The organism is Bradyrhizobium sp. URHC0002, assembly GCF_054059515.1.
The window spans coordinates 8,836,300-8,861,206 of the sequence record NZ_JBSSCF010000001.1; the positions used below are offsets into that span (position 1 = coordinate 8,836,300).

Consider the following 24,907-nt stretch of genomic DNA (forward strand, 5'->3'; position numbering starts at 1 on the left):
CGCAGATCGCTCTGTGGGACCCATTGGCGGTCCCGAACAAAGGAGGCCATTATGAAGCTTTCGATCGCTCTATCGGCGCTGCTGATAACTGGGTTCGTGGCCGCAAGCACTGAACCGGCCAGTGCCGTGGAGTACTGCCAATAGTGTCGTATCCTGTCGGGTGCGTCGCAAGACCCGGAATCGTGCTGCGGCCGCGGCCGGTCGCGCGAGCCGTGGTGACCCCCGGCGTCGGTGCCGTTGGTGTGGGAGTACGGCCTGGAACCCCAATGAATCGTGGCGGCCCGGTCAACCGCGTCGGCAGGCGCTAAGAGGCGCGTTGCGCATCACCCGCAGACATACCCAAAGACTGGATCTCAATGATCTCCGACACTCCGTCCGTCAGTCAACTATCGAACGTCATTTCGCAGGCGGCTGCGCCCGCGTTCCTTCTCGGCGCGCTGGCTGCGTTCATTGCCGTCCTCATTGCCCGCCTAAACAGGATCATCGACCGAACGGTACTCCTGAACGGGATTCCGGATGACGACACCGTCCGATCCCGCCTCAAGGCCGATCTGCCGCGCCTGATGCGGCGGGCGGCCATGATGAACCGAGCCATCTTATGGGCGGTGATCGCCAGCATTTCGGTCACGCTTCTTGTTATCGTAGCGTTTGTAACTGCGTTCTTTCAGCTCCAGCACGAGCGCGGGGTCGCCATCTTCTTCATGATTTCGCTGGGCGCGTTTACCGTCGCGCTGGTCGATTTTGCCCGCGAGGTGCGAATTGCGCTGAGCGAATTTGATCACTACGCCTGACATATGATGGTCGAGCACCCGATCTTTGCGCAGATTACCGCTCCCAGTGCTTGCGGCGGTCTGAACATTTCTGGGAATTGCGCCATTCGTAAAAAGAGATTGGTCAGCTGAACGCGATGTATGGTTTGGTCCGCCGGATACGGAAAGCAAATGCCGAGGCCGATCTCGAGAGCATCGAAGACGAGATTGACGATATCTTGAAAGCGCAACGCGCCAAGGCCGAGGCTGGCGACGAGACTGCCTTGGATGCTGCAACCTTGAATGTTGCGGCGCACCATTTGGAGAATTTGATTCACGATCGACGGCAGATTCTTGCGAGTGGAGCCACAGTCGCTCTCAGCGGATAGTCCATAGGGAGGGAGTCTGCGCGCCGCCCGCCATCGGTCATGCCCGATCCTGTGGCATTTCCTGCGAGATGGTGGACGCATCTGTCGCCCGTTCCACAGCGAATGCCCCCTTTCCCTTTGCGGCCCAGAGCACCCGCGCCTGTTCGCCGTGATTGCTTTTGAGCCTGTCTGCCATCCAGAGCAGCGCGCCGAGGATGATGGCGCGATCATCGCCGGTCAGGTCCACCACACCAGCTTTGACGACGAGGCCGCCCAGTTCAATCAGGTGCCGCGTGCGCCTGCGGCGCTCGACTTGCCATGCGCGCATATCATGCCGCGCCCTTGCTGCCTGTTGACGGTTGCGCGCCGCCCGGTTGCGCCCTAGCGCCGCCAGTGTGGCGCTCAGCTGCCGGCGCAGTTCGCCGCGCCCGGCTCTGAAAGAACGCGGCTCCGCGCCTGCCCCACGCCTCTCTCTTTCCAGCATCTTTGGTCTCAGTCAGCACGATCAGCGCGCCTGCCAGTTCATCGACGCTGAGGCTATCTGCCCCGGTGGCGATGACCAATTCGCCGAGCTGCTGCACTTGCGGCTCTTGAGGTCACGCGCCTTGTCCTGAAGCGCTTTCAGTTTCCCGTCGAAATCCCGCGGCTTACGCATCACGTTCTCCAGCAATGTTGATGAGGGGATGATAGTTGAGCCCCGGACATAATGCTGTAAGGTCGCCGGGACGGTTTGAGACGGTGTAATCCCGCCCGAGAATTTTTCGAGGGAGGGCGCGCTTATACGTCGTTCCTACGTGCGCTCTGCCGTGCCACTGATCTGATCGCGATGGCGATCTATCATCTTCATGTCAAGGTCATTGGCCGCAAGTCCGGCTCAAGCGCAGTAGCATCGGCCGCCTACCGCTCGGGCTCGCGGCTGCGCGACGAGCGGCTCGACCGTGCCCAAGACTTTTCCAGCAAGCGCGGCGTCGTTCATTCCGAGGTGATGTTGCCGGAGAACGCGCCAGAGGCATGGAGCGACCGCGAGCGGTTGTGGAATGACGTCGAGGCGTTCGAAATCCGCAAAGACGCGCAGCTTGCCCGCGAGGTGGAATTCGCGCTTCCCCGCGAGATGACCCAGGCTCAGGGGATCGAGCTGGCCCGCGACTTCGTGCAGGCTGAGTTCGTGGACCGGGGCATGATCGCCGATCTCAATGTGCATTGGGACATGGCCGAGGACGGCATGCCAAAACCCCATGCCCATGTCATGCTGACCATGCGCGCGGTGGACGAGAACGGTTTTGGCCAGAAGGTGCGAGACTGGAACCGCACGGAGATGGTTGCGCGCTGGCGTGAACGCTGGGCCGAACTTGCCAATGAGCGGCTGGCCGAACTCGACATCGACGCGCGCATCGACCATCGCAGCCTCGAAACGCAAGGCATCGCGCTGGAGCCGCAAAACCAGATCGGTGCGCCCGCCAAACGCATCGAGGATCGGGGCATCGAGGTCGAAGGGACCGAGGCCGACCGCGCCAAGATGCACCGCGAGATCGCGCGCGGCAATGGCGCGCGGATCATTGCCGATCCTTCCCTTGGACTGGACGCGATCACGCATCAGCAATCGACCTTCACGGCCCGGGATATGGCTGTCTTCGCGCATCGTCACAGCGATGGGATCGACCAGTTCAACCAGGTCATGGGCGCGATGCGCGGAGCGCCCGATCTGGTCGAACTCGGCAAGGACGCTCGCGGCGAAGATCGCTTCACCACCCGGCAGATGATCGAGGTGGAGCAGCGCCTGCATCGCGCCGCCGAATTGATGGCAGAACGGGAACGCCATGAGGTACGTGGCGCGGACCGCGAAGCCGCTTTGGCGCGAGCTGAACAGAGCGGCCTTGTGCTATCGGGCGAGCAGGTCGACGCGCTGGCGCATGTCACGGACGGTCGCGATCTTGGGATCGTGGTCGGCCATGCCGGGACGGGAAAGAGCGCGATGCTGTTCGTGGCGCGGGAGGCCTGGGAAGCGACGGGCTATGAGGTCCGGGGCGTGGCACTTTCCGGCATCGCGGCGGAAAACCTCGAAAGCGGATCGGGCATCGCGTCGCGGACCATCGCCAGCATGGAGCATGGCTGGGGACAGGGCCGCGACCTACTCACCGCGCGCGATGTTCTGGTGATCGACGAGGCCGGCATGGTCGGCACGCGCCAGTTGGAGCGTGTGCTGTCTCATGCTGCCGAAGCCGGTGCGAAAATTGTGCTGGTCGGCGATATCAGGCAGTTGCAAGCGATAGAGGCCGGCGCGGCGTTCCGCTCAATTCACGAGCGTCATGGCGGTGCGGAAATCGGGGAGGTACGCCGCCAGCGGGAGGACTGGCAGCGCGATGCCACGCGCGATCTGGCGACCGGCAGGAACGGCGATGCGCTTGAGGCCTACCGCTCCCATGGCATGGTGCACGACGCGCAGACCCGAGAGCAGGCGCGCGGCGATCTGATCGATCGCTGGGACCGCGAGCGGAAGGCGTCACCGGATAAGAGCCGCATCATCCTCACCCACACCAATGACGAGGTGCGAGCGCTCAACGAGACAGCGCGCGAAAAGATGCGGGAAGCCGGAAGCCTTGGCGATGAGGTACACGTCACCGTCGAACGCGGCGCGCGCAACTTTGCCAGCGGGGATCGCGTCATGTTCCTGCAAAATGAGCGCGGTCTCGACGTGAAGAACGGAACGCTTGGCACCATCGAACAGATCAGCCCGCAAGCCATGTCGGTGCGCACAGATGACAGGCGCAGCGTCACCTTTGACCTAAAGGATTATAACCGTATCGACCATGGCTATGCCGCGACCATTCACAAGGCGCAGGGCATGACGGTGGATCGCACCCATGTGCTGGCGACGCCGGGGATGGATGCCCACGCCAGCTATGTCGCCCTATCGCGGCACCGTGACGGCATGGACCTGCACTATGGCCGCGACGATTTCGTAAATCGGGATAGGCTCGCCCGCGCCCTGTCGCGCGACCGGGCCAAGGACATGGCCTCGGACTACGTGCAGCGCGATCCGGCGCAAGGCTATGCCGAGCGGCGCGGGATCAGCTTCCGCGAGCGCGTGGCCGAGATCGTGCGCAAGGTCGTGCCGGAGAGGGTGCGCAGCATGTTCGACGGCCTACGCCCGTCTGCCGACGCTGCGCCTGGCCCGGACGACGCGCGGAGGCCGGAACGGGAAGCGCCGGAAAGGATGGCGGCGAAAGACCCGGAAGCGGCGCTGCGTAAGGTCCGCACCGAGGCGCTCGTCCGCCATGCCCGAGCCGTGGATGCGATCTTCGATATGCGGGAGCGGGGCGGCAAGGCCAGCCCCGAGCAGGTGAAGGAATTGCAGGAGGCCCGCAAGGTCTTCGAGGCGGTGCGGCCCTATGGCTCGCACGACGCCGAAGCCGCCTACAAGAAGAACCCGGAACTCGCCCTAGAATCCGCTTCGGGCAACCCCGCCCGCGCCATCCGCGCCCTCCAACTCGAAACCGAGTTGCGGACCGATCCGAGCCGCCGCGCCGACCGTTTCGTGGAACGCTGGCAGAAGCTCGACCACACCAGCCGGCGTCAGTATCAGGCGGGCGACATGTCCGGCTACAAGGCGACGCGCTCCACCATGGGTGACATGGCCAAAAGTCTCGAACGCGATCCGCAACTGGAATCCGTCCTCGCCAACCGCAAGCAGGAACTTGGCATCGCGTTTGAATCAGGTCGCCGACTCGGCCAGGAACTGGCCTTCACCCATGGCATCGACATCGGCAGAGGCCTGGGCATCGGAATTTGACCTATCCGATTTGCCGCCGACTCATTCGCTACGCTGCGACGAGTCAAACCATCCTCTTGCTTGCCTGCAACCGCTTGTCCTGTCTGGTCTCAGAAGCCGTCAGAAACAGCCAGCAGGAGGCAGCTCGGCCATGCGCGAACCAGATGGGGTAATCGGCTTCGTGCCCCATCTTCGCCGACCGGAAAGGAAGGAAGGTGCTGCACTTCAGGCTGATGATAAAACGTGGTCTGAACGAAACAGCCACAAGCATCAGAAAGGTGAAGCGCAGCATGAAGTATTATGCGGGTCTCGACGTCTCTGTCAAAGAAACGAGCGTGTGCATTGTCGATGAAAGCGGAAATGTCTGCCGGGAAAAGAAGGTGATATCCCACCCAGACGATCTGGTCGCTGTCCTGAGCGACCCCGCATTCAACTTTGAACGGGTCGGGCTCGAAGCGGGGCCGCTGTCTCAATGGCTGTTCGAGGGGCTGGCGAAGGCGGGATTCGCGGTGCTCTGTATCGAGACACGGCACACAAAAGCGTTCTTGAAGGCTCAGCAGCCAAACAAGAGCGATCGCAACGATGCGCGCGGCATTGCTCACATGATGCGGGTCGGTCTGTTCAAGGACGTGCATGTGAAGACGCTTACGAGCCAGAAGCGCCGCGCCTTGCTGACGGCCCGCAAGCTGTTGCAGGAAAAGGCTATCGCCATGGAGAACGATATGCGTGGGCTTTTGCGCAACTTTGGGCTGAAGGTCGGCACGATTAGAGCATTCAAGTTCGATGAGCGGATACGCGAACTCGTTGAAGCAGCTCCCGATCTGGCGGAAATCATCAAGCCGCTGCTCGCTGCCAGACAAAAGCTACGCGAGGAGTTCGCCAAACTGGACCGCAAGGTCCGTGACGAGGCCAGGGTCGATCCGGTCTGCCGTCAGTTGATGACGGTGCCCGGAGTCGGACCGATTGTCGCGCTCGCCTATACCTCGACGATCGACATTCCGTCCCGCTTTCGCCATTCGCGAGCGGTGGGCGCTGTATTGGGGCTGACGCCCGTACTCAACCAGTCGGGCGAGAGCAGACGAATAGGTCATGTCTCGTTGTGCGGCGATGGCATGCTGCGGGGGCTTCTTTATGAAGCGGCGCAGGTACTGCTGATACGCGTCAAGAAATGGTCGTGGCTGAAAGCGTGGGCGATGAATGTCGCCAAACGACATGGGGCCAAAAAAGCTATCGTTGCATTGGCGCGCAGGCTTGCGGTGGTCCTGCATCGGATGTGGGTCGACGGCTCGGAGTTCCGTTGGACGCGGGAGACAAGGCCAACAACGACGGGCGCGACTGCATAACGCGACCAGCAGACAAAGAGTTTAGAGTTCCGCCGAGAGGTGGAAGACGTCCTTCGCGGACGATGAATGATGTGAGTTCGCATACGGTCTTATCTCCGGTGAGCCATCATCAGGATGCGAACCAGATTTGGACCACATCATTCTACTGGACCCCATAATGGGAGGGCTTCATGCCGATCCCGGAGAGAAGCGCGGGCCGCGAAAAGACGTCGGACGTCACCCAAGTGGGAGGCTCGGAAGTGCTTGACCGCAACACGCCGATTAGAGAAGACCGTATCATCCGCCTGAAAACCGTTCTTGCACGGACCGGGCTGTCCCGGTCCACTATCTACCGCAAGATCGCCGAGGGCACGTTCCCGCCGCAGATCAGGATCAGCGTCAACGGGAGCGGCTGGCATGAGTCTGACATCAACCGCTGGATTGCCAATCCCGTCGCATGGCGCCCGAAGCGCGAGTTCGATGCGGTCTGATGAGGCCTCTGGTGGATTGCTGCTGACAGCAGTGAACCGGACCGGCGTCAGGCCGTAAATCGGGATAGGGGGGCATCTCGCGATGCCGCCCCTCCCACACCACCGGGCATACGGGTCCGTACCACGGCGGTTCGGCGGATTAAGCGTCCACCAGCTTTTCCATGGGAAGCAAACCCAGCCGTTTGAAGCGCGCGTTGGTGAAGGCGCGGTGCATTGCGTTCGTGAAGCTCATTCGCCACGGTCCCTTTGGGCTGAAGACGGCCTCGCTGGCCGCGGGCCCGGGTACTCCGAGGCGCCGGAGTTCATGATATCGCCTGCCACGCGTCTTCCACTGGACCCAGACGACGCAACGAATGCGCCGCCGAATCCAGCTATCGAGGGATTGCAACTCACGCCACTGGCTGAAGCCGAAGTAGCCAGCCCATCCCCGCAGGTATGAGACCAGCTCGCGGATCATCCGCTCCAAGGTGATGCCCCGATGTCGCCGCGTTAGCTCACGCACCCGGTGCTTGAACCGGATGATGGCCTTGTCGGCGATGCAGCGCCGGAACTCCGGTTCGTTCCTCACCGTAAATCCGAGGAACGTCCGGTGCCACGGTCGGGCAACGGCACTCTTCTCCGCGTTGATCTGAAGCTTGAGGCGCCGTTCGATGTAGCGGGTCAGGCTCTCCATGACCCGCCGGCCGGCCTTTTCGCTGCGCACGTAGATGTTACAGTCATCCGCATAACGCACGAACCGTTGGCCGCGACGCTTAAGCTCGCGATCCAATTCATCCAGCACGAGATTCGAGAGCAACGGCGAGAGTGGGCCGCCTTGCGGGGTCCCCTCCCGGCTGTCCTCAAACAACCCGTTGTCGAGCACACCAGCCGTCAAGTAGCTCCGGATGAGCCGGAGCAGCCGCCGGTCCGTGACGCGCGCCGCCACCGCGGCCATCAGCCGGTCGTGATTGACTCGGTCGAAGAATTTGGCCAGGTCAATATCCACGACGAACCGATAGCCTTCGATGATATAGGCTTGCGCCTGCGCCACCGCTTGGTGAGCGGAGCGACCCGGCCGGAAGCCGTAGCTATGCTCGCTGAATGTTGGGTCCCACAGCGGCTGAAGCCGCAGCAGGATTGCCTGCTGGATCACACGATCAATGACGGTTGGAATGCCGAGATTGCGCGTCCCGCCGTCCGGCTTCGGGATTCTCACCCGACGCACCGGTTGCGGCTGGTAGCGCCCCTGCAGTAGTTGATCTTCGATCTCCGGCCAGCGCGCTTTGAGAATGGCCGGCAGTTGTTTGACGGTGATACCATCAATGCCGGGCGCTCCCTTGTTGCGCACCACCGCATCCAACGCAGCTTCTATATTGTCTGGGTCACAGATCGCCTCCATAAGATGTTCTGTGGATGCCGGGCTTTTGGGTTCGGCCGTCGCCACGATCGTTTCGACCTCTTGCGCGTCCCGACGCTGGGCTTCACCCCGCGCGGGCATCGGCAAGTCCACCTCAAGTTGGTATGGCGGTCGCGATCCGGTCATGAGACGTCCGATCTACTTGCCCTTTCCTTCAACCCCTCATCGGGGACCGTTCGGGCCTTCAGCCGGCGAGCCGGCCTAATACGCCCTCTGCTGACTTCTGCATCGTGGTCAGAACACCTTGCGGCGTCCTCAGTCCCGAAGGACACGATGCAGATCTCTCGGAGTAAGTCCGACAGCCTTCATCGCACACCCGCCGGATTTACAACTCTGGCCATTGATGGAGATGGACTTCGCGAATGCCTGCCCGCTCGTCCGACCAGTGCTGCCTCGTATCCGATTTCTGTTCGTCGGGTCGCGACTTTGCTCCACGCTTCCTTCAGACGGTCCCTCGCGGTTCCGCCCTTGCGCTTCGCTAGTGCTTCACCTCCATCAGGTTACACAGGGGACTTTCACCCCCAAGCTGTCGGACATGTCCGACACACAGGCTGGCGCTCTCGCGCCCCCGCTTCGCGGCTTCGGCCTTGACGGCCTGATGCCACCCCGGTTTGGGCTCTCCAAGCAGACAAAGGCGGATTGGGGGCGCACAGCGCTCCCAATCTGGACTGCTATGCACCAACCATGTGCTTGGCAACGGCTGCGACAACGCCCGCCCGTGGACCGAAAGGCTCTGAAAGCCGCGTGCTTACCGGGCTGCGCGAGCGCATGATGACGCCGGAGATCGCCGCCGAGGCCATGCGCACCTATACGCAGGAAACCAATCGGCTCAACGGCCAGCGCCGAAGCTCATTGGAATCGGCTCGCCACCAGCTTGCCGAAGCCGCGAAAGCCCTTCGCGGAGATCGTGCTCGTCATCGAGCAACGCGGTTAGCACCGCGCCCTGTCCGACCGGCTGACCGGCTGACCGAGCTTGAGGCCAAACAGGACAGTCTCACCGCCCACTGAGGGGACGCCATAGCGTAGCGCAGCGCTGACTTGGGCTGTTCATTTACGCCAAGACGCGTGACACAATGTGTACCATGGCTCACCCTCGCAAATCCCGTGACCACGTTTCGCCGAACAAGGCAGTGTCGAGTGTGGACAACTATAAGACCACCGGAGTTAATCCGATCGACCCTTCGGCCCTCGGCTTTACGAAAGTAGCGTACGCGGTCAGCGAGACACTTGAGTTGCTCAGTATCGGCCGCACTGCGCTGTACGCAGCGGTCAAACGAGGTGACCTCAAACGCGTCAAGTTCGGCAAGAAGACGTTATTTTACGCTGCCGACCTTGCCGCGTTTATGGCACGGCTTCGGCACCTGAGCGAATCGGATGAGAGCCAGGTCAATCACGGGCCTCGCTAGATACTAGCGCCGAAATGCAAGATTGACCTACGGCCCGCCGTGGCACTGACAATCGAGCTGCTCGTGCCGGACCAACTTCAAAAAATACTTTCCCGACTGATAGCGATCGAGCTACCTTCGTAGTTCGATCGGACGCGATGGACGACCAGAGCGCCGCCGGCGACTGCGCGTAGGGGCGGCGGACCGATCTTCTTCCCCTTAGCAACTTTGTTGGTATCTTTGTTGGTACTCGTTAAATCAACATTTTGATAAGACCAAGAAACCCCTCAAGAAAAGCAGCTTCATATGGCGGCTGCCGGGCCCACCAGCCTTCGCTCGCGAAGCGAGTAAAGGCTGCCGCGCCGAAGCCCCGTTGGGCGAAGGCGGGCGCGGCCGCGACCTACGGATCGGCAAGCCCCGCTTCCCAGCCGCAAGCCAACGCAGCTCCCGCTTCCAACCAAAATATCGAAAACAACCCCATGCAAAGTAGCAATGTGGTCGATGCCCTGAGCGAACGCCGCGAAAACATTTTGACACGTCGGGCAAATCAGCGGCAGAATTCCATCATCGCGCATTGGTCTGCTTTACGACCCTCAAACTATCTCCGCACGTTCGATCTGGCGAAAATCCTGACGCATCGGACAATGCGAACGCAGTGTACCAGCAGAAGCGGGCGCTCAACTCCAACTAACCCTTGTTGTCCGTCTGCGCGAGCTCCGACGTGATCCAATCCACGAAGGTGCGGAGGGCGCGACGTTGACGCCCGGCGCGAGGAAAGACGAGATGGTGCCCAACATAGCGGATATCGGTAGAGCGACCGGCCAGAGGTGCCACCAAACGGCGAGATTCTATTTCACGTTCGGCCAAGCGGGTTGATTCCAAGGTTATGCCGACTCCACCACATGCCATAGCTATCGCGAGAAAGCTGCGATCGAAGCGCATTCCATGAATGGTAGGCGGTTCAAGTCCGTTCGCGGTGAACCATTGATGCCATTGCACTTGTTTCACGTCAGAGCGGATGAGCACGTGGTTCAAGAGATCCTTTGGCTTACGAATTTTTTTTGCGATTTGAGGGACGCAAAGCGGCGTAACGGTCTCTTCGCCGAGCGGGATCACATCAACACCCTCACCACGCGGCTGGCCGTAAACGATGTCGAGATCGAAATCGTCATTGGTGAAACGTGCGTATTCAGTATTGGCGGCGAGCCGCACCTCAAGCTGAGGTTCGGCAGCGAAGAACTTCGTCAGCCGTGGGGCGAGCCACTGGGCTGCAAAGCTTGGTGCACAATGCACCCTCAAAAGCTGCGGACCTCGACCCGAAACCTCTTCGATGCCGCGCCGTAGATAGTCAAAAGCGGCACCAGCATGACGCATCAGGTTCTCGCCTGCAGGCGTCAGCCGGACGGAACGCGCACTCCGCTCGAACAGAGTGGTGCTCATTGTGCTTTCCAGCTTGCGGATGGCATGGCTGACCGCGCTAGGCGTCAAATGCAGTTCGTCTGCCGCGTCGCTGAACGAGCCAGTGCGCGCGGCCGCTTCGAAAGCTCGAATACCCGAGATTGGGATGCTCGACAGCAGCATGCCCATGAGTGAACCAGATTCACATATCCAAGACAACTGCGCGTTTGTCCGGGAAACACCCTGAGCGTACCACCTACGGTCAAGAAGGTTGGTTGCTCATGCGGCGCCAGCAAAACCAGGCTCAGGGAGGAAGAAATGCTGCTTCGCGGCAAGACGGCAATTATTACGGGTGCGGCCTCGCCTCGCGGCATCGGCCTCGCAACCGCCAAGCGGTTTGCGGAGGAAGGCGCACGCGTTGCGATTCTTGATATTGACGGCACCGCGGCGCACGCCACCGCCGAGGGGCTTAAGGAGATTGGGGGCGGGCTCCATATCGGAGTTGCGTGCAACGTCGCCGACCATAACGCTTGCGCCAAGGCCGTTGAAACCGTTATCGCGGCCTTCGGTCAGATCGACATCCTGATCAACAACGCCGGCATTACCCAGCCGGTCAAATTCCTCGACATCAAGCCCGGCGACTGGGATCGCATCCAGGATGTGAACCTCAAGGGCATATTGTTTCTGTCGCAAGCGGTGATTCCGCATATGCAAAAGCGTAAGGCCGGATCGATCGCATGTATGTCGTCGGTCTCCGCGCAGCGCGGCGGCGGCATTTTTGGTGGACCGCACTATTCCGCAGCAAAGGCCGGCGTGCTCGGACTTGCCAAGGCCATGGCGCGCGAATTTGGCTCCGACGGAATCCGCGTCAACTGCGTTACTCCGGGTTTGATCGGTACGGACATCACATCCGGAAAGCTCACGGACGAAATGAGGACAAAAATCCTCGAAGGCATTCCGCTCGGACGGCTCGGCGAAGCCACGGACGTCGCAGGAATCTACACATTCCTCGCATCAGACCTGTCCGCCTACGTCACCGGTGCCGTGATCGATGTCAACGGCGGCATGCTCATTCACTGAACCAAGCGAGGAAGAGTAATATGAACAATGTGAATACACTCGCTAACGCGCCTACGCTCGCGCAGCGCGCCCGCAACATTCGCCGCAATGCGCTGCGCATGGGCGAGGTTCAGGGCCAAGGTTACATTGCGCAGGCGCTCGATATCGCTGACGTGTTGGCCGTCGCCTATTTTCACGCAATGCGCTTCCGTCCCGAAGACCCGGCCTGGGAAGAGCGTGACCGGTTCCTCCTTTCAAATGGTCACTATGCAATCGCGCTCTATGCCGCGCTGATCGAGGCGGGGATCGTTCCCGAGGCGGAGCTTGAGACCTACGGTTTTGACGAAAGTCGTCTCCCGATGTCGGGCATGGCCTCCTATACGCCTGGCATGGAGATGTCCGGAGGCTCTCTTGGTTTGGGATTGAGCATTGCCGTTGGCATGGGCCTTGGGCTGAAGCGCAAGGGTTCCGACAGTCGCGTTTACACCCTATTCTCGGATGGTGAGCTCGACGAGGGCTCAAAATGGGAAGCGATGATGTCGGCGGCGCACCACAAGCTCGACAATCTGATCGCGGTCATCGACGTCAACAACCAGCAGGCCGATGGGCCCTCGAAGCAGATGATGGGGTTCGAGCCATTGGTTGACAAGCTTGAAGCGTTTGGCTGGTTCGTGCGCCGGGTCGACGGCAACGATCTGGATGCCGTCGTGGCAGCCTTCGACGCGGCGCGTTCGCATACGGGACCACAGCCGCGCGTAATCGTCGCTGACACGTTCATGGGAAAAGGAGTTCCGTTCCTTGAGCAGCGCGAGAAGAACCATTTCATCCGGGTCGAGCCGCACGAATGGCAGCTCGCGCTGGCAGAACTCGATGCGGGAGAGAAGTCATGAAGTCGGCAAGCTCAGCTACATCAGGGAAACCGCGGCTCACCACCTCTGCAATGATCGCGTCGATCGCGTCTGAAGGCCAAAGGACGAAGCCGGCGCCGTTCGGTCACGCGCTCGTCGAACTGGCCCGGAACCGGCCCGAAGTTGTCGGACTCACGGCCGATCTCGGCAAGTACACGGACCTGCATATTTTCGCGAAACAGTTTCCGGATCGCTACTACCAGATGGGCATGGCGGAGCAACTGCTCTTCGGTGCAGCCTCGGGCCTGGCGGCCGAAGGCTTCATGCCTTTCGCAACGACTTATGCAGTGTTCGCGTCGCGACGTGCCTACGATTTCATCCACCAGACGATCGCGGAAGAGGACCGCAACGTGAGGATCGTCTGCGCCTTACCCGGCCTCACTTCCGGTTATGGCCCGAGCCACCAAGCGGCCGAAGACCTCGCTCTGTTCCGCGCCATGCCGAACATGACGGTGATCGATCCTTGCGACGCTCACGAGATTGAACAGATCGTTCCGGCCATCGCCGCCCATCAGGGCCCGGTGTATATGCGATTGTTGCGCGGCCAGGTGCCGCTTGTACTGGACGAGTACAACTACCGCTTTGAGCTCGGCAAGGCGTCTCTGCTCCGCGATGGTCGGGAGGTTCTGATCATCTCCTCCGGCATCATGACCATGCGCGCGCTGGAAGCCGCAAAAGAGCTTGCGGGCGACGGAGTGGACGCAGCCGTGCTGCACGTTCCGACGATCAAGCCGCTCGATAACGAAGCGATCCTCCGCGAAGCGGCCAAGCCCGGTCGTCTCGTTGTCGTCGCCGAGAACCACACCGTCATCGGCGGCCTCGGAGAGGCGGTTGCGGCCTTGTTGATGCGTTCCGGCGTCCATCCGGTCTTCCATCAGATCGCATTGCCCGATGAATTTCTTGCTGCGGGGGCCCTTCCCACGCTGCATGACCGCTACGGCATTTCGACTGCCGAAGTAGCACGGCAGATCAAGGGGTGGCTGCGCTAGGCGCACCGCCATTTGTCAAGTTGGATTGAAGAAACGTCGCTTCGCGGCATCGCCGCGGAGAACGATGACTGCTGCCCGATGCCCGCGTCCGAGAGCCAGCGCGAGCTGCAGTCAAGTGTCGCTGCCGATCAACAGACCCACTTCGCACCAACAAGGAGGAAGCAATGACCCAACCCAAATCGATTGCCGTCACTCGTCGCAAGTTGCTCTTGGCCGGCGCCGCCGTTCCGTTGTGCGCCATACTCACTCGCCCCGCTGCGGCGGCAGAGTTCACCTACAAGCTCGCCACCGGGCAGGATCCGACCCATCCCGTCAATATTCGTGCCAAGGAAGCAGCGGATCGCATCCGGGAGGCGACGAGTGGGCGCCTGGAAATCAACCTCTTTCCGGCCAATCAGCTCGGATCGGACACCGATCTCTTAACTCAGGTCCGGAACGGAAGCGTCGAATTCTTCAACCTGTCCTCTTTGATCCTGGCCACGCTCGTGCCTGCCGCTGGCATCGCAAATCTGGGCTTCCTTTTCCCCAACTATGATGCGGTGTGGAAGGCCATGGATGGCGATCTCGGCGCGTACATCCGTGCGCAGATCGCAAAGACGCCGATCATGACGCTCTCCAAACCCTGGGACAACGGCTTCCGCCACATCACGTCGTCGGGTCGGGAGATCAGGACGCCGGAGGACCTCAAGGGGTTCAAGCTCAGGGTACCGGCTGCGCCGAATTTGACATCCTTGTTCCTTGCCCTTGGAGCAGGTCCGGCACCGATCAACTTCAACGAGGTCTATTCTGCGCTGCAGACCAAGGTCGTCGACGGTCAGGAAAATCCCCTTCCGATCATTGCGACGGCGCGCCTGTATGAGGTGCAGAAGACCTGCAGCCTGACCGGCCATGTCTGGGACAATTACTGGATCCTCGGAAACAAGCGCGCCTTCCAGAAGCTTCCGCAAGACGTGCAGGCGATCGTCACGCGTGAATTTGATCGTTCGGCCAACGATGAGCGATCCGACATCGCAAAGCTCAGCGATTCCCTGCGTACGGATTTGACTGCCAAGGGGATGCAATTCCTTGAGGTCGACCGATCCGTCTTCCGCCAAGCGCTGGCGAAGACGAGCTTCTATGCCGACTGGAAAGCCAAGTTTGGCGAAGAAGCCTGGTTCAACTTGAGAAAGCCGCTGGCAAACTAGGGTGAGCGTCATGGAACATGGACACATAGACGGAGCGACACTCCTCCTTCCGGGACCGGCTTCCGGATGGCGCAAAGTTGTCGTTGGCCTGAACAAAGCTCTCAAACCCGTTGTCGCGGTTCCTGCCGCGCTACTGGTCGTTGCGGAGGTGATCGTCCTTTTTGTGGGCATTATTTCCCGCTACGTACTCCACGCGCCGATTGTCTGGTCGGACGAACTCGCCGGCATTCTGTTCCTATGGCTCGCGATGCTGGGATCAGTTGTCGCTTTCCAGCGAGCCGAACATATGCGGATGACGGCGATCGTTGGCATGATCCGCCCGGAAGGCCGGTTGTTCCTCGACGTCTTCGCGACGGCGGCATCGTTGGCATTCCTGCTTTTGGTCATTCACCCGGCGTACGAGTTCGCGGCCGACGAAGTGTTTGTCACCACTCCCGCTCTGGGAATTGTCAACACTTGGCGCGCCGCCGCGCTTCCAGTCGGCATCGGCTTGATGCTGATCGTCGCGACCCTGCGGCTGGCAGCCACAGCCAACGTCAAGCACCTTGTGGCGGCTGTCGCTGTCGTGGGAGTGCTGGTCGCGATTCTCGCGCTACTAGCACCAGTGTTGAAGCCGCTCGGCAATCTCAACTTGCTGATCTTCTTTGTATTCATCGTCGGCGCTATGGTTTTTGCCGCAGTACCGATTGCCTTCGCGTTCGGCCTTGCGACCGTCGGCTATATAACACTCACCACCAGCACGCCCGACGTGGTCGTCATTGGCCGAATGGATGAAGGCATGAGCCATCTCATCCTGCTTGCGGTGCCGCTGTTCGTGTTCCTCGGCTTGTTGATCGAAATGACGGGTATGGCCCGCGCCATGGTCGGCTTCCTTGCCAGCCTGCTCGGACACGTCCGGGGCGGCCTCCACTATGTGCTGGTCGGCGCGATGTATCTGGTTTCGGGTATCTCGGGATCGAAGGCGGCTGACATGGCGGCAGTAGCGCCCGTGCTTTTTCCCGAAATGACAAAGCGCGGCGCGAAACCTGGTGATTTAGTGGCGCTTCTGGCAGCCACCGGCGCTCAAACTGAGACTATCCCACCTTCCCTGGTGCTGATCACGATCGGATCGGTAACGGGCGTGTCGATTGCGGCGCTGTTCACTGGCGGACTACTACCAGCTATCGTGCTGGCAATCGGGCTCTGTGCGGTGGTGTGGTGGCGATATCGTAGGGAAGACTTGTCGCACGTTCAACGGGCGACGAGACGAGAAATCGGTCGTGCGTTCCTGATTGCGATTCCTGCTATTGCCCTTCCCTTTGTGATCCGCGCCGCGGTTGTCGAAGGGGTCGCAACTGCTACCGAGGTCTCGACGATAGGAATCGTATATTCCATTCTGGCTGGGCTCCTCATTTATCGCCAATTTGACTGGCGTCGCCTCTATCCAATGTTAGTTGAGACCGCGGCTCTATCCGGTGCGATCCTATTTATCATCGGTGCGGCAACAGGGATGGCTTGGGCCCTAACCCAGTCCGGCTTCTCGGCTTCGCTTGCGACGTTCATGACGGCATTGCCGGGTGGTGTGCCGGTATTTCTAATCGTCACCATCATCGCGTTTGTCATCCTAGGGAGCGTACTCGAAGGCATTCCCGCCATCGTGCTCTTCGGCCCCCTACTTTTCCCAATTGCGCGCCAAGTCGGCGTGCATGAAGTCCACTACGCAATGGTCGTCGTTCTGGCGATGGGAATTGGTCTTTTCGCCCCGCCCTTTGGAGTCGGTTACTACGCGGCTTGCGCCATCAGTCGGATTCATCCCGACGAAGGCATGGGACCGATCGTTGGCTACATTGTAGCCTTGCTGATTGGTACGCTGATCGTAGCGGCCGTGCCGTGGATCTCCATCGGCTTTCTATAAACCTTGCGTCGGAATGCGGGGTCCGCGCGCCTCGTTCCCGGCAATCTCAGAAGGAGGGACCGGTGAGCTACGGTGAGCTGGAGCGCGACCGAGCAGGTGAAGGTAGGGCTGTTCGCTCCAGTGGAACGAGTCGCTGATATTCAGCTGGAGCGACCCATCCCTCCGCAGCTCGGGCGCGCTTTCACCTCGATCGTCGCGCGCGCCTCGGTCTCACACCGGAAACGACTTCGACAAAGCGCAATGAACGCGGCCGAAACTGAACGAAAACGCAGCAAAATCAACGAGGCCTTCGGGTTCTCGCACCTATGTTTGCTCGACGAGCGAATGCAACGCTTTAACCGCGGCCTCCCGGCTCTCCACGGGGACAAACAGACTGACCGAATGCGGCGACAACACGTACTTGTCGGGGACAATCCCGTGATGCCGGAGAGCCTGCAACGCCGTGAACGGCAATTCCGACGAGACGCCGCCGAAGCAGGTGAGAGTCACCGAGCTTGAAGCCTCGCGCTGCTGGCGCAGATCCTTGGCTCCCTCCAGCGTGCGCAACAGGGCGTCGAGCCACTCCGAATCACAGGCCACGGTCATGCTGGTTTTTCCCGCGGCGAAGTGTGACGCAAGGAGCTGCGGCCAGGACAGGCTGTTTTGCTTGAGATGCTGCGCGAATTTCTCGAAACCGTGATTGAGATCCTTCGACTTTATTTCCACATGCTCAATGCGGGCCATCGAGTTGACGGCCAGAACCTTTCCGTTTTCCATGCCTGCAACCTCTTTCATCACTTGCGTGCTGTGTTCAACGCCACCCCACTGCCTGAGAACCAGAGGCACATCCTGACTTTGCGCCAGCTCTACGCTGCGAAAATGCAGGATCTTTGCACCCCAGAAACACATCTCCGACAGGGATGCGAAGTCCACTCGCCGCAGGGGTTTTGCATCCGGCACGATGCGCGGATCGGCCGAACAAATTCCGTCGACTTCCTTGATGATTTCACAGCGCTCGGCCTTCAGCGCCGCAGCCATTGCAACGGCCGTCGTGTCGCTGCCGCCCCGGCCGAGCGTGGTGATTTCCCTGGTCGCCGGGTTCACGCCCTGAAATCCAGCCAGCACCACAACGCGCCCGCGATCAAGTTCCTCGCGCACGCGAATGGGCCGTACATCGAGAATGCGTGCGGAGGAATGCGAGTCGTCGGTCATCACGCCGGCCTGGCTGCCGGTGAAGCTGATCGCGGGCACGCCGAGATCGGAAAGCGCCATGCTCATCAGCGACATGCTGATGCGCTCACCGGTCGTTAACAGCATGTCGAGTTCACGGCGATTGGGAATAGGGCTTACCTGGTAAGCCATCTGGATCAATTGGTCGGTGGTCTTGCCCATGGCGGAGACGATCGCCACGACACGGTGGCCACGGCCATGCAGGTCGGCGAGACTGCGCGCAACTGCGCGAATTTTCGCCGGTGTTTCAAGACAGACACCGCCATATTTTTGCACGATGATGGGATGGTTGTTCATCTAACCTCGTTGAAAAGCCTCGCTCGCCTCGCCGATCGAGCCGACACCGCCGATCCATGTACCGACGACTTCAAAGTTCGGATTGAAGGCGACAAGGTCCGCGCGGTATCCGGGCGCGATCCGTCCAAGCTCGGAGTCAAGGCCCAGAAATGCCGCTGATGTCCGTGAGGCCATGATGAGGGCATCGACGAGGGAGATTTCGAGCAGCGCAACAGCGTTGCGCACCGCCTCGATCATGGTGAGGTGAGCACCCGCGAGCGTGCCATCGGGCCCAGTCAGGCGGTTTTCATGCAACGTGATCTGCCTTCCCTGCAGCATGAATTGCCGGTCGTTCGTGCCCACCAACGGCATGGCATCGGTGACCAGCATCAATCGATCGCGTCCCTTGCAGCGGAAGGCAACCCGCAACCCGGCGGGGTCGACGTGGATGCCGTCGCAGATGATCCCTGCAAACAGCCGGTCATCCCCCAGCGCGGCGCCCACCAGGCCCGGCTCCCGGGCGTTCAGCTGCGACATGGCATTGAACAGATGGGTCACCCCCGACACGCCGCGATCGACCGCCTGCCCGATTTCGGCTGCGGTGGCGTCGCTGTGGCCGGCCGCGATACGCAATCCGGCGCCGATCAATTCATCGATCATGGACGCGGGCACACATTCCGGGGCCAAGGTCGCAATGGAGCGGCCGCGATCCCCAAAACTTTTGATCGCGGCCAGATCCCGCCGATCGGGCACGCGGATCTCGGCTTCCGGATGAATGCCCTTGCGAGACCTGTTGAGGGCCGGTCCTTCCAGATGAAAGCCGAGAACGCCGGGAATTTTCAGACAATCCTGGGCCACTGCAGCCAATCGCTCAATGACCTCGCTGCGATCGGTGATGAGGGTCGGCAAGCAGCCCGTGGTTCCCTCCTTGCGGTGCGCCTCGACGATGCGTCGAACGCCAGCCTCCGTTGGCTGGTCGTTGAGAAGGACGCCCCCGCCTCCGTTCACCTGGATGTCGATGAACCCCGGAGCAAGGATCGCGTCTGCGGGAAGGTGGATCGAGGCGCGCGCCTCTGCCTCGCCGAGGGTGATGCTTTCAATCCGCCCCTGCGAGATCTCGACTGAGCCCGGCCCGCGCATGTCGACACCATCAAAGATGTGCTGTGCGGCAATCGTGAGAGAGGAAGAACCGTGGCCCATCAGTATTGATCCGAGAATAACAGTCACGGACTCGTGAGACGAGTCTCGTGCAAGACTTCATATGTACACCAAGGAGCTTTGGGAGGACCCGGAGCGATACCTTCGCGTTAACGTTCCATGGGAACAAAAGGTACCACGTATCTCGGCATTGATGGTGGCGGAACTCGCTGCCGCGCCCGGATCGAGGACGAAAACGGCAGCGTACTCGGTGCAGCGAGTTCGGGGCCCGCCACGACGCGGATTGGCTTCGAAAAGGCCTGGCGGTCCATCATGGAGGCCACTGAAGCGGCAGCCGCACAGGCCGGACTGACGCGCGAGGATTTCGCGCAGATGCACGCCGGAATTGGCCTGGCCGGTCTTGGTCGCCGGGGCGCGGAAACGGCGCTCAACAAGATCGCGCACCCCTTTGCGTCCGTCATCTTCATCAGCGACGGCCTGGCGGCCTGTCTCGGCGCGCATAGCGGCGCGAACGGGGCCATCGTGGTAGCCGGCACCGGCTCGGTGGGTGTCGGGCTGATCGACGGACGCGAAATCCGTCTTGCCGGTTACGGCTTTCCCGTGTCGGACGAAGGCAGCGGCGCCGACATCGGCCTGCAGGTTGTTCGGCTGGCGCTGCGGGCCGCAGATCGCCGCGGCGAGCTGACCCCATTGCTTTCAGAAGTGCTGGGCGCATTCGATCATGATCCTTATCAGGCCGTGGCCTGGTCCGAAGAAGCCAGGGCCACAGACTACGCGGCGTTCGCGCCGATCGTGATGCGGCACGCCAATCAGGGCGATCCGGTCGGCCGGCGCATCGTCGAACGCGCGGCCGATGCCATTGGCGACCTGCTCGATCTGTTCCTGGCGAGAGGAATTGACCGGCTCTCGCTGGTAGGCGGGCTCGCGGACGCCATTACGCCCTGGCTGACGCCTGACCTGCGCGCCCGCCTGAGGTGTCCTGACGCCGACGCGGCGGCCGGCGCGTTACTGGTGGCGCGAGGACGGCTTGACCTGCCCAAGAGAGAAATTGACAGAGAAACTGACCATGAACAGGCTTCAAAGTTCCGGGTTTAATGGCGAATGGATCAACTGTATGGCCACCGAAGAAGTCGATCCTCGCTTTGCCGATCTTGATGCGTGGTCGCTCAAGTCAGCGATGGAAGCGATGTGGGAGGGCCAGCTTGCGGCAGTCGCGGCGATCGGCCATGCCCTTCCCGCGATCACTGCGGCGACCGAAGCGGCCAAAGCGGCGCTGGGTGATCACGGACGCATTGTGTATGTCGGCGCCGGCACCTCGGCCCGCGTGGCGGTCCAGGACGGCGCCGAACTGACGCCGACCTTCGCCTGGCCCAAGGAGCGCGTCCGCTTCATCGTTGCCGGCGGAGACAGCGCGTTTGTAACCAGCATCGAGGGCGCGGAGGACGATGTCGACGATGCGACGATGCAGATCGACGCAGTGCGGCTCACGTCGCACGACGTGGTGATCGCGGTGGCCGCCAGCGGTACAACGCCATTCACGGTCGCGGCGCTGCAGCAGGCAGGTTCTTTCGATGCAGTGACGATCGGCGTCGCCAACAATCCAGGCACCGCACTGCTGGCATCGGCAAAGTTTCCGATCCTGATCGAAACCGGCCGCGAGCAGATCGCCGGCTCCACGCGGATGAAGGCAGGCACCGCGCAGAAGGTTGTGCTCAACCTGATCTCCTCAGGGATCATGCTGCGGCTTGGCCGGGTGTATCGCGGCATGATGGTGAACATGCAGCCGACCAATGCCAAGCTGAAGCGACGCGCCGAAGCCATGGTGGCGCAAATCGCGCGCTGCGATCCGTCGCTCGCCGCACGCTCGCTTGAGCTCGCCGAGGGAGACATCAAGACGGCAGGCCTTCTGGCATTGGGCGTCGACAGGGTTGATGCCGAGGCCCTTCTGAAAAACTGTGACGGCAATCTTCGGCGCGTGTTTGCCGAACTCGCCAAGGATCCTGACCGACATCCCAAGGGAGCGGCGGCGCGCAAGCAGGGCGGAGCGGTTGAGCCGTGACAACATCCGCGATGGCGAGCGAAATCGGGGAAAGCGCGGATGTGGTCACCAAAATTATTCGTAACCGCCACGCCACGCGCGACATCGCACAGCGAATTGGGATCGGCTCCGCCCCGCTGTGCGTCGTGTGCGGCCGGGGAAGCTCCGGGCATGCCGGAGTTTTCTTGAGATATCTTGTCGAGACGCGGCTTCGCCTTCCGGTTTCAGCCAGCGCTCCTTCCGTGATCACGGCATTTCGCACGCCCTTGATACTGCGCCATGCGCTGTTCATCGTGATCTCGCAATCCGGGCGCAGCCCGGATCTTGTCGCGGCGACCAGGTCGGCGCGCGCCGCGGGCGCCCGCACCATCGCCATCGTCAATGCGACCTCGTCGCCGGTGGCTGACGAAGCCGAGTTCGTCGTCCCGATCGAAGCCGGCAGAGAGCACTCCGTAGCGGCGACCAAGACCGTGATCGGCTCGATGGCCGCCAGCGCCGGACTTGTTGCTGAGCTGGCGGAAGATCGCGCGCTGCGGTCAGCCCTCGACCGGCTGCCCGAGCGCCTGCACCGCGCGCTGGCGCTCGACTGGTCCGAGATTGCCGATGATCTCAGCAAAGCGTCAGCTGTGTTTGTGGCAGCGCGAGGCCTGGGCCTTGGTTCGGCGCGGGAGATCGCGCTCAAACTTTCGGAAATCCTGCGACTGCCGTCCATTGGCCTGAGCGCTGCCGAGTTGCAGCATGGGCCGCGCGCTGCGTTATCATCGCGCACGCCGGTTGTCATGATGCGCCTCATGGATGAAACCGCGGCCACGGTGGACGCACTGGCAGAAGAACTGCGCGAGCAAAAGATCGCGCTGCATCTATGCGGCGGACCGCATGGCTCGCTGCCCTGGTTGGCTGAGGATGACCCCGCCACCGACCCGATCACGATGCTCGTTCCAGCCTATCGCATCATCGAACAGACGGCGCGCGCCTGCGGATTTGACCCGGATCGCCCGCCCCGCCTGAGCAAGATTACCGAGACATTTTGACGGCTGACCTATCGCTGGCTGGCGACCGAAAGCTGGAGCACCGCCGCACCAGTTTTCGACTAGGTCCGCTGCCTCTCCATCGTAGAATTGGCAGCGGTGTCATCCTTTGGGCGGTCGCGGTCACGCCGGGAAACGGTCGCCAAACATCGGAAGACCGCTGCGCGATTGCTCGCGCGTGGCCTCGTCCTGGATGACGTCCCAGTGCTCCGCGAGCACGCCATCCTCCATGCGCACGATGTCAGCCACGACCCACGCCGCCGGCAGGCCGTGTCCGCTGAACCGCCCGTGAAGAATGACGAACTCACCGCTCGCCGCCGCAACGTGGTTCTCGTAGCGCAGCGTCGCGGGCAAGGTCTTGACCAGCCCAAACAGACCATCACGGCCGGGCGGAATATGTGCGCTGTGCTGGATATAACGCGGAGACCAGAAGTGCTCGGCGGAAGCGTAGTCGCGCTTGTTGAAAAGGGTATCAAACGCGTCCAGGACGGTTTGGACGCGGCGGTCTTCGCTGCCCGGTTTGGTTGGGGTGGCCATCGCATTTCTCCTCTTCGAGACACGCGGGCAGTTACATCTGCCTGCCGCTATTCGAACGATGTGCCCGCTAATTTCTCGGACACTTCCCAAAGCCTCGCGGCCGTCGCTTCGTCGCGCGCCTGTGGCATGATCAGTGCGGGCGCCGGTGCCCCTCGCAGCTCACTAAATCCTCCGGGCCCGTAATAGGCGCCCGGCCTTGCCTCCAGGCTCGTCGCCGCGAACAGGATCGGCCGGGCGCCATCCGCCGCGGAATGCCCGAAGAATGGAGCCGCGAAACCGGTCGCGACAGAAACAAGTCCGCCCGGACCGCTCGCGAACAGGTTGGTTCGGGCAAATCCCGGATGCGCCGCGTTACTAAGCAGGTTCCAGCCTGCAGCATCGCTTCGACGTTGCAGTTCAAGCGCGAACATCAAACATGCGAGCTTCGATTGCCCATATGCCTTCCATGGCGAGTACACGCGAGCGCCCTGCAGATCATCGAAATCGATGGAGCCGGTACGGTGCGCCAGGCTGCTGACGCTGACGACCCTTGGCCCGCTTGCCCGGCGCAACAGCGGCATCAACCGAGCGGTGAGAGCGAAGTGGCCCAAATGGTTTGTTCCAAACTGCGTCTCAAAGCCATCCGCCGTGGTTTGCCGGCGGGGCAGCGCCATGACTCCCGCATTATTGATCAGGAGATCAAGGGATTGCCGGGCGTGCATCCGTTGCGCGAAGTCGACGACCGATGCAAGGCGGGCCAGATCGAGACGTTCGTAGGTTACCTTGGCGCCGGTCACTTCGCGGCTGATCTTCTCAAGAGCCGACCGTCCCTTCTGATCGTCGCGACCGGTCAAAATGACCTCCGAACCGGCCTTGGCCAGGGCCAGCGCCGTCTCGTAACCGAGACCGCCCGTGGCCCCAGTGACAACGGCGGTTCTGCCGACCAGTGAAGGGATTTCCGAACCAGCCATGAAACGACCTGCTTAAGGGATCAAATCGCTTCGCATACTCGCGCTTACTTTCGGATCAGCGGGATCTGAAGATTGGCGGGGCGGTTCTGCTCAGTATCAAAGCCGCGGCCGTCGATATTGCGAGCGCCCCAGAACAGCAAATCCCCTCTGAGATAGACAAGGTCGTACTCCATGAAGTTTGTTCCCTCCTTCAGAGCAAATGGAACAAAGCTCTTTCCGAATACGCTTTGGGGTGTGTTGACGTTCCAGGCACCATATCCATCCGCGGCGACCTTGTTGAGCACATCGGCAAACCCTTGCGCGAGCGGCGTCACCTCGTAGCTCTCATCGGCGATGAAATCGACCTTCTGTGCGCCCGGTGCGATCGGATGTGGGCCCTGCCACAGCATGTGCCCGCCGATCTTGATGCGCGCGAGCGGCACGGCACCGTAAGGGTCGGCCGAGTTGATGATCTCGAGCTCGAACCGGTCAGACGGCAGATATTTGAAAGCACGCTTGAGGTAGAACGGCTTGAGCGAGCCATCTGCATTCTTGGCTGCGCTCGGCCGCACCTCCGGGGCGATGCTTTCCCAGTTTCCGAGCATCGTCTGCTTGACCTTCGTGACGTCTGTTTCCATGCCGCTTGCCTTCGGTTGGGTGCTCGGGGACTGCGCAGCGGCCTCGCCAATCGCTGTCATCACCAGAAGGAACAACAGCGACGCCTTGATGCCTGTGCGCATGCGCATGCCTTCATCTTGTTTGGATCGGGATACGCCCTGCCCGGCGGGCAGACCCCCGCGTACAGTGCCCTCCTGCTATA

The 24,907-nt window shown here is 61.4% G+C and carries 22 protein-coding genes and 3 pseudogenes; 15 read left to right on the forward strand and 10 right to left on the reverse strand.

From position 1 onward, the window contains the following. Positions 1-51 precede the first annotated feature (51 nt). Both ACVWVY_RS42605 and ACVWVY_RS42610 read left to right on the forward strand, forming a co-directional pair. A pseudogene (locus ACVWVY_RS42605) lies at positions 52-308 on the forward strand (hypothetical protein). A gap of 48 nt (positions 309-356) precedes the next feature. Then, positions 357-791, forward strand: coding sequence for a DUF2721 domain-containing protein (locus ACVWVY_RS42610; protein ID WP_456631992.1), 435 nt, complete (start codon positions 357-359; stop codon positions 789-791). Here ACVWVY_RS42610 and ACVWVY_RS42615 read toward each other — a convergent pair. The 3 genes and pseudogenes from ACVWVY_RS42615 to ACVWVY_RS42625 all read right to left on the reverse strand — a co-directional run bounded on the left by ACVWVY_RS42615 (position 782) and on the right by ACVWVY_RS42625 (position 1,772). Continuing rightward, the gene (locus ACVWVY_RS42615; protein WP_456631993.1) at positions 782-1,087 is read right to left on the reverse strand and encodes a hypothetical protein; all 306 of its coding nucleotides are present in this window, start codon (positions 1,085-1,087) and stop codon (positions 782-784) included. The two genes, ACVWVY_RS42610 and ACVWVY_RS42615, sit on opposite strands and share 10 nt — an antisense overlap. 88 nt (positions 1,088-1,175) lie before the next feature. Continuing rightward, positions 1,176-1,445, reverse strand: a complete 270-nt coding sequence (locus ACVWVY_RS42620) for a conjugal transfer protein TraD (protein ID WP_456631994.1) — start codon at positions 1,443-1,445, stop codon at positions 1,176-1,178. A 1-nt stretch (position 1,446) separates the two neighbouring features. Beyond that, positions 1,447-1,772 (reverse strand): annotated as a pseudogene (locus ACVWVY_RS42625) (conjugal transfer protein TraD). A gap of 171 nt (positions 1,773-1,943) precedes the next feature. Between ACVWVY_RS42625 and traA the strand changes: the two are divergent. The 3 genes from traA to ACVWVY_RS42640 all read left to right on the forward strand — a co-directional run bounded on the left by traA (position 1,944) and on the right by ACVWVY_RS42640 (position 6,699). Beyond that, positions 1,944-4,907, forward strand: coding sequence for a Ti-type conjugative transfer relaxase TraA (gene traA / locus ACVWVY_RS42630; protein ID WP_456631995.1), 2,964 nt, complete (start codon positions 1,944-1,946; stop codon positions 4,905-4,907). A 269-nt stretch (positions 4,908-5,176) separates the two neighbouring features. Continuing rightward, a complete protein-coding gene (locus ACVWVY_RS42635; protein WP_456632467.1) occupies positions 5,177-6,229 on the forward strand; it encodes an IS110 family RNA-guided transposase in 1,053 nt (350 codons plus the stop codon). Between the two features lie 260 nt (positions 6,230-6,489). Beyond that, positions 6,490-6,699: a helix-turn-helix transcriptional regulator gene (locus ACVWVY_RS42640; RefSeq protein ID WP_456632468.1), complete on the forward strand. Its 210-nt coding sequence runs from the start codon at positions 6,490-6,492 to the stop codon at positions 6,697-6,699. A 139-nt stretch (positions 6,700-6,838) separates the two neighbouring features. Here ACVWVY_RS42640 and ltrA read toward each other — a convergent pair whose 3' ends face one another. Further along, the gene (gene ltrA / locus ACVWVY_RS42645) at positions 6,839-8,176 is read right to left on the reverse strand and encodes a group II intron reverse transcriptase/maturase (RefSeq protein WP_456632469.1); all 1,338 of its coding nucleotides are present in this window, start codon (positions 8,174-8,176) and stop codon (positions 6,839-6,841) included. 663 nt (positions 8,177-8,839) lie between these two features. On the opposite strand from ltrA, the gene ACVWVY_RS42650 reads away from it, so the two are divergent. Both ACVWVY_RS42650 and ACVWVY_RS42655 read left to right on the forward strand, forming a co-directional pair. Next, positions 8,840-9,103, forward strand: a complete 264-nt coding sequence (locus ACVWVY_RS42650; protein WP_456631996.1) for a hypothetical protein — start codon at positions 8,840-8,842, stop codon at positions 9,101-9,103. Between the two features lie 131 nt (positions 9,104-9,234). Then, positions 9,235-9,501, forward strand: a complete 267-nt coding sequence (locus ACVWVY_RS42655) for a helix-turn-helix domain-containing protein (protein ID WP_456631997.1) — start codon at positions 9,235-9,237, stop codon at positions 9,499-9,501. 666 nt (positions 9,502-10,167) lie between these two features. Here the strand turns inward: ACVWVY_RS42655 and ACVWVY_RS42660 are convergent. After that, positions 10,168-11,058, reverse strand: a complete 891-nt coding sequence (locus ACVWVY_RS42660; protein ID WP_456632470.1) for a LysR substrate-binding domain-containing protein — start codon at positions 11,056-11,058, stop codon at positions 10,168-10,170. A gap of 138 nt (positions 11,059-11,196) precedes the next feature. Here ACVWVY_RS42660 and ACVWVY_RS42665 point away from each other — a divergent pair, with 138 nt between their 5' ends. From ACVWVY_RS42665 to ACVWVY_RS42685, 5 genes and pseudogenes are all read left to right on the forward strand, one after another. Then, entirely contained in the window at positions 11,197-11,958 is a 762-nt protein-coding gene (locus ACVWVY_RS42665; protein WP_456631998.1) for an SDR family NAD(P)-dependent oxidoreductase, read from the forward strand. A gap of 20 nt (positions 11,959-11,978) precedes the next feature. Continuing rightward, positions 11,979-12,827, forward strand: coding sequence for a transketolase (locus tag ACVWVY_RS42670; RefSeq protein WP_456631999.1), 849 nt, complete (start codon positions 11,979-11,981; stop codon positions 12,825-12,827). Then, the gene (locus ACVWVY_RS42675; protein ID WP_456632000.1) at positions 12,824-13,834 is read left to right on the forward strand and encodes a transketolase family protein; all 1,011 of its coding nucleotides are present in this window, start codon (positions 12,824-12,826) and stop codon (positions 13,832-13,834) included. The genes ACVWVY_RS42670 and ACVWVY_RS42675 overlap by 4 nt, the downstream gene beginning before the upstream one ends. 164 nt (positions 13,835-13,998) lie before the next feature. Next, positions 13,999-15,023: pseudogene (locus ACVWVY_RS42680) on the forward strand (TRAP transporter substrate-binding protein). Between the two features lie 5 nt (positions 15,024-15,028). Continuing rightward, on the forward strand, positions 15,029-16,912 hold the full coding sequence (locus tag ACVWVY_RS42685) for a TRAP transporter large permease (RefSeq protein WP_456632001.1): 1,884 nt from the start codon (positions 15,029-15,031) through the stop codon (positions 16,910-16,912). Between the two features lie 303 nt (positions 16,913-17,215). Here the strand turns inward: ACVWVY_RS42685 and ACVWVY_RS42690 are convergent, their stop codons facing one another. Together ACVWVY_RS42690 and nagA are read right to left on the reverse strand one after the other, a co-directional pair. Next, on the reverse strand, positions 17,216-18,418 hold the full coding sequence (locus tag ACVWVY_RS42690; RefSeq protein WP_456632002.1) for an aspartate kinase: 1,203 nt from the start codon (positions 18,416-18,418) through the stop codon (positions 17,216-17,218). Then, positions 18,419-19,597: an N-acetylglucosamine-6-phosphate deacetylase gene (nagA, locus tag ACVWVY_RS42695; RefSeq protein WP_456632003.1), complete on the reverse strand. Its 1,179-nt coding sequence runs from the start codon at positions 19,595-19,597 to the stop codon at positions 18,419-18,421. A gap of 117 nt (positions 19,598-19,714) precedes the next feature. Between nagA and ACVWVY_RS42700 the strand changes: the two genes are divergently transcribed. From ACVWVY_RS42700 to ACVWVY_RS42710, 3 genes are read left to right on the forward strand one after another with little or no spacing between them, the layout of a single operon-like run. After that, positions 19,715-20,650 carry a BadF/BadG/BcrA/BcrD ATPase family protein gene (locus ACVWVY_RS42700; protein WP_456632004.1) on the forward strand — a complete coding sequence of 312 codons (936 nt, stop codon included), beginning with the start codon at positions 19,715-19,717 and terminating at the stop codon, positions 20,648-20,650. A 19-nt stretch (positions 20,651-20,669) separates the two neighbouring features. Then, on the forward strand, positions 20,670-21,614 hold the full coding sequence (locus tag ACVWVY_RS42705) for an N-acetylmuramic acid 6-phosphate etherase (RefSeq protein ID WP_456632005.1): 945 nt from the start codon (positions 20,670-20,672) through the stop codon (positions 21,612-21,614). Between the two features lie 11 nt (positions 21,615-21,625). Further along, complete coding sequence (locus tag ACVWVY_RS42710; RefSeq protein WP_456632471.1) at positions 21,626-22,624, forward strand: SIS domain-containing protein; 999 nt, start codon at positions 21,626-21,628, stop codon at positions 22,622-22,624. Positions 22,625-22,744: 120 nt separating this feature from the next. On the opposite strand, the gene ACVWVY_RS42715 is transcribed toward ACVWVY_RS42710, so the two are convergent. From ACVWVY_RS42715 to ACVWVY_RS42725, 3 genes are read right to left on the reverse strand one after another with little or no spacing between them, the layout of a single operon-like run. Beyond that, positions 22,745-23,158: a nuclear transport factor 2 family protein gene (locus ACVWVY_RS42715; protein WP_456632006.1), complete on the reverse strand. Its 414-nt coding sequence runs from the start codon at positions 23,156-23,158 to the stop codon at positions 22,745-22,747. Between the two features lie 47 nt (positions 23,159-23,205). Next, the gene (locus tag ACVWVY_RS42720) at positions 23,206-24,108 is read right to left on the reverse strand and encodes an SDR family oxidoreductase (RefSeq protein ID WP_456632007.1); all 903 of its coding nucleotides are present in this window, start codon (positions 24,106-24,108) and stop codon (positions 23,206-23,208) included. Between the two features lie 44 nt (positions 24,109-24,152). Beyond that, entirely contained in the window at positions 24,153-24,833 is a 681-nt protein-coding gene (locus ACVWVY_RS42725; protein WP_456632008.1) for a hypothetical protein, read from the reverse strand. Positions 24,834-24,907 lie beyond the last annotated feature (74 nt).

Coding starts and splice junctions, on each gene's coding strand:
- ACVWVY_RS42715 (WP_456632006.1), bottom strand. CDS start 23,158: ATGGCCACCCCAACCAAACCGGGCAGCGAAGACCGCCGCGTCCAAACC.
- ACVWVY_RS42700 (WP_456632004.1), top strand. CDS start 19,715: ATGGGAACAAAAGGTACCACGTATCTCGGCATTGATGGTGGCGGAACT.
- ACVWVY_RS42635 (WP_456632467.1), top strand. CDS start 5,177: ATGAAGTATTATGCGGGTCTCGACGTCTCTGTCAAAGAAACGAGCGTG.
- ltrA (WP_456632469.1), bottom strand. CDS start 8,176: ATGCCCGCGCGGGGTGAAGCCCAGCGTCGGGACGCGCAAGAGGTCGAA.
- ACVWVY_RS42670 (WP_456631999.1), top strand. CDS start 11,979: ATGAACAATGTGAATACACTCGCTAACGCGCCTACGCTCGCGCAGCGC.
- nagA (WP_456632003.1), bottom strand. CDS start 19,597: ATGGGCCACGGTTCTTCCTCTCTCACGATTGCCGCACAGCACATCTTT.
- ACVWVY_RS42620 (WP_456631994.1), bottom strand. CDS start 1,445: ATGCGCGCATGGCAAGTCGAGCGCCGCAGGCGCACGCGGCACCTGATT.
- ACVWVY_RS42675 (WP_456632000.1), top strand. CDS start 12,824: ATGAAGTCGGCAAGCTCAGCTACATCAGGGAAACCGCGGCTCACCACC.
- ACVWVY_RS42610 (WP_456631992.1), top strand. CDS start 357: ATGATCTCCGACACTCCGTCCGTCAGTCAACTATCGAACGTCATTTCG.
- ACVWVY_RS42685 (WP_456632001.1), top strand. CDS start 15,029: ATGGAACATGGACACATAGACGGAGCGACACTCCTCCTTCCGGGACCG.
- ACVWVY_RS42725 (WP_456632008.1), bottom strand. CDS start 24,833: ATGCGCATGCGCACAGGCATCAAGGCGTCGCTGTTGTTCCTTCTGGTG.
- traA (WP_456631995.1), top strand. CDS start 1,944: ATGGCGATCTATCATCTTCATGTCAAGGTCATTGGCCGCAAGTCCGGC.
- ACVWVY_RS42720 (WP_456632007.1), bottom strand. CDS start 24,108: ATGGCTGGTTCGGAAATCCCTTCACTGGTCGGCAGAACCGCCGTTGTC.
- ACVWVY_RS42665 (WP_456631998.1), top strand. CDS start 11,197: ATGCTGCTTCGCGGCAAGACGGCAATTATTACGGGTGCGGCCTCGCCT.
- ACVWVY_RS42705 (WP_456632005.1), top strand. CDS start 20,670: ATGGCCACCGAAGAAGTCGATCCTCGCTTTGCCGATCTTGATGCGTGG.
- ACVWVY_RS42690 (WP_456632002.1), bottom strand. CDS start 18,418: ATGAACAACCATCCCATCATCGTGCAAAAATATGGCGGTGTCTGTCTT.
- ACVWVY_RS42710 (WP_456632471.1), top strand. CDS start 21,626: ATGGCGAGCGAAATCGGGGAAAGCGCGGATGTGGTCACCAAAATTATT.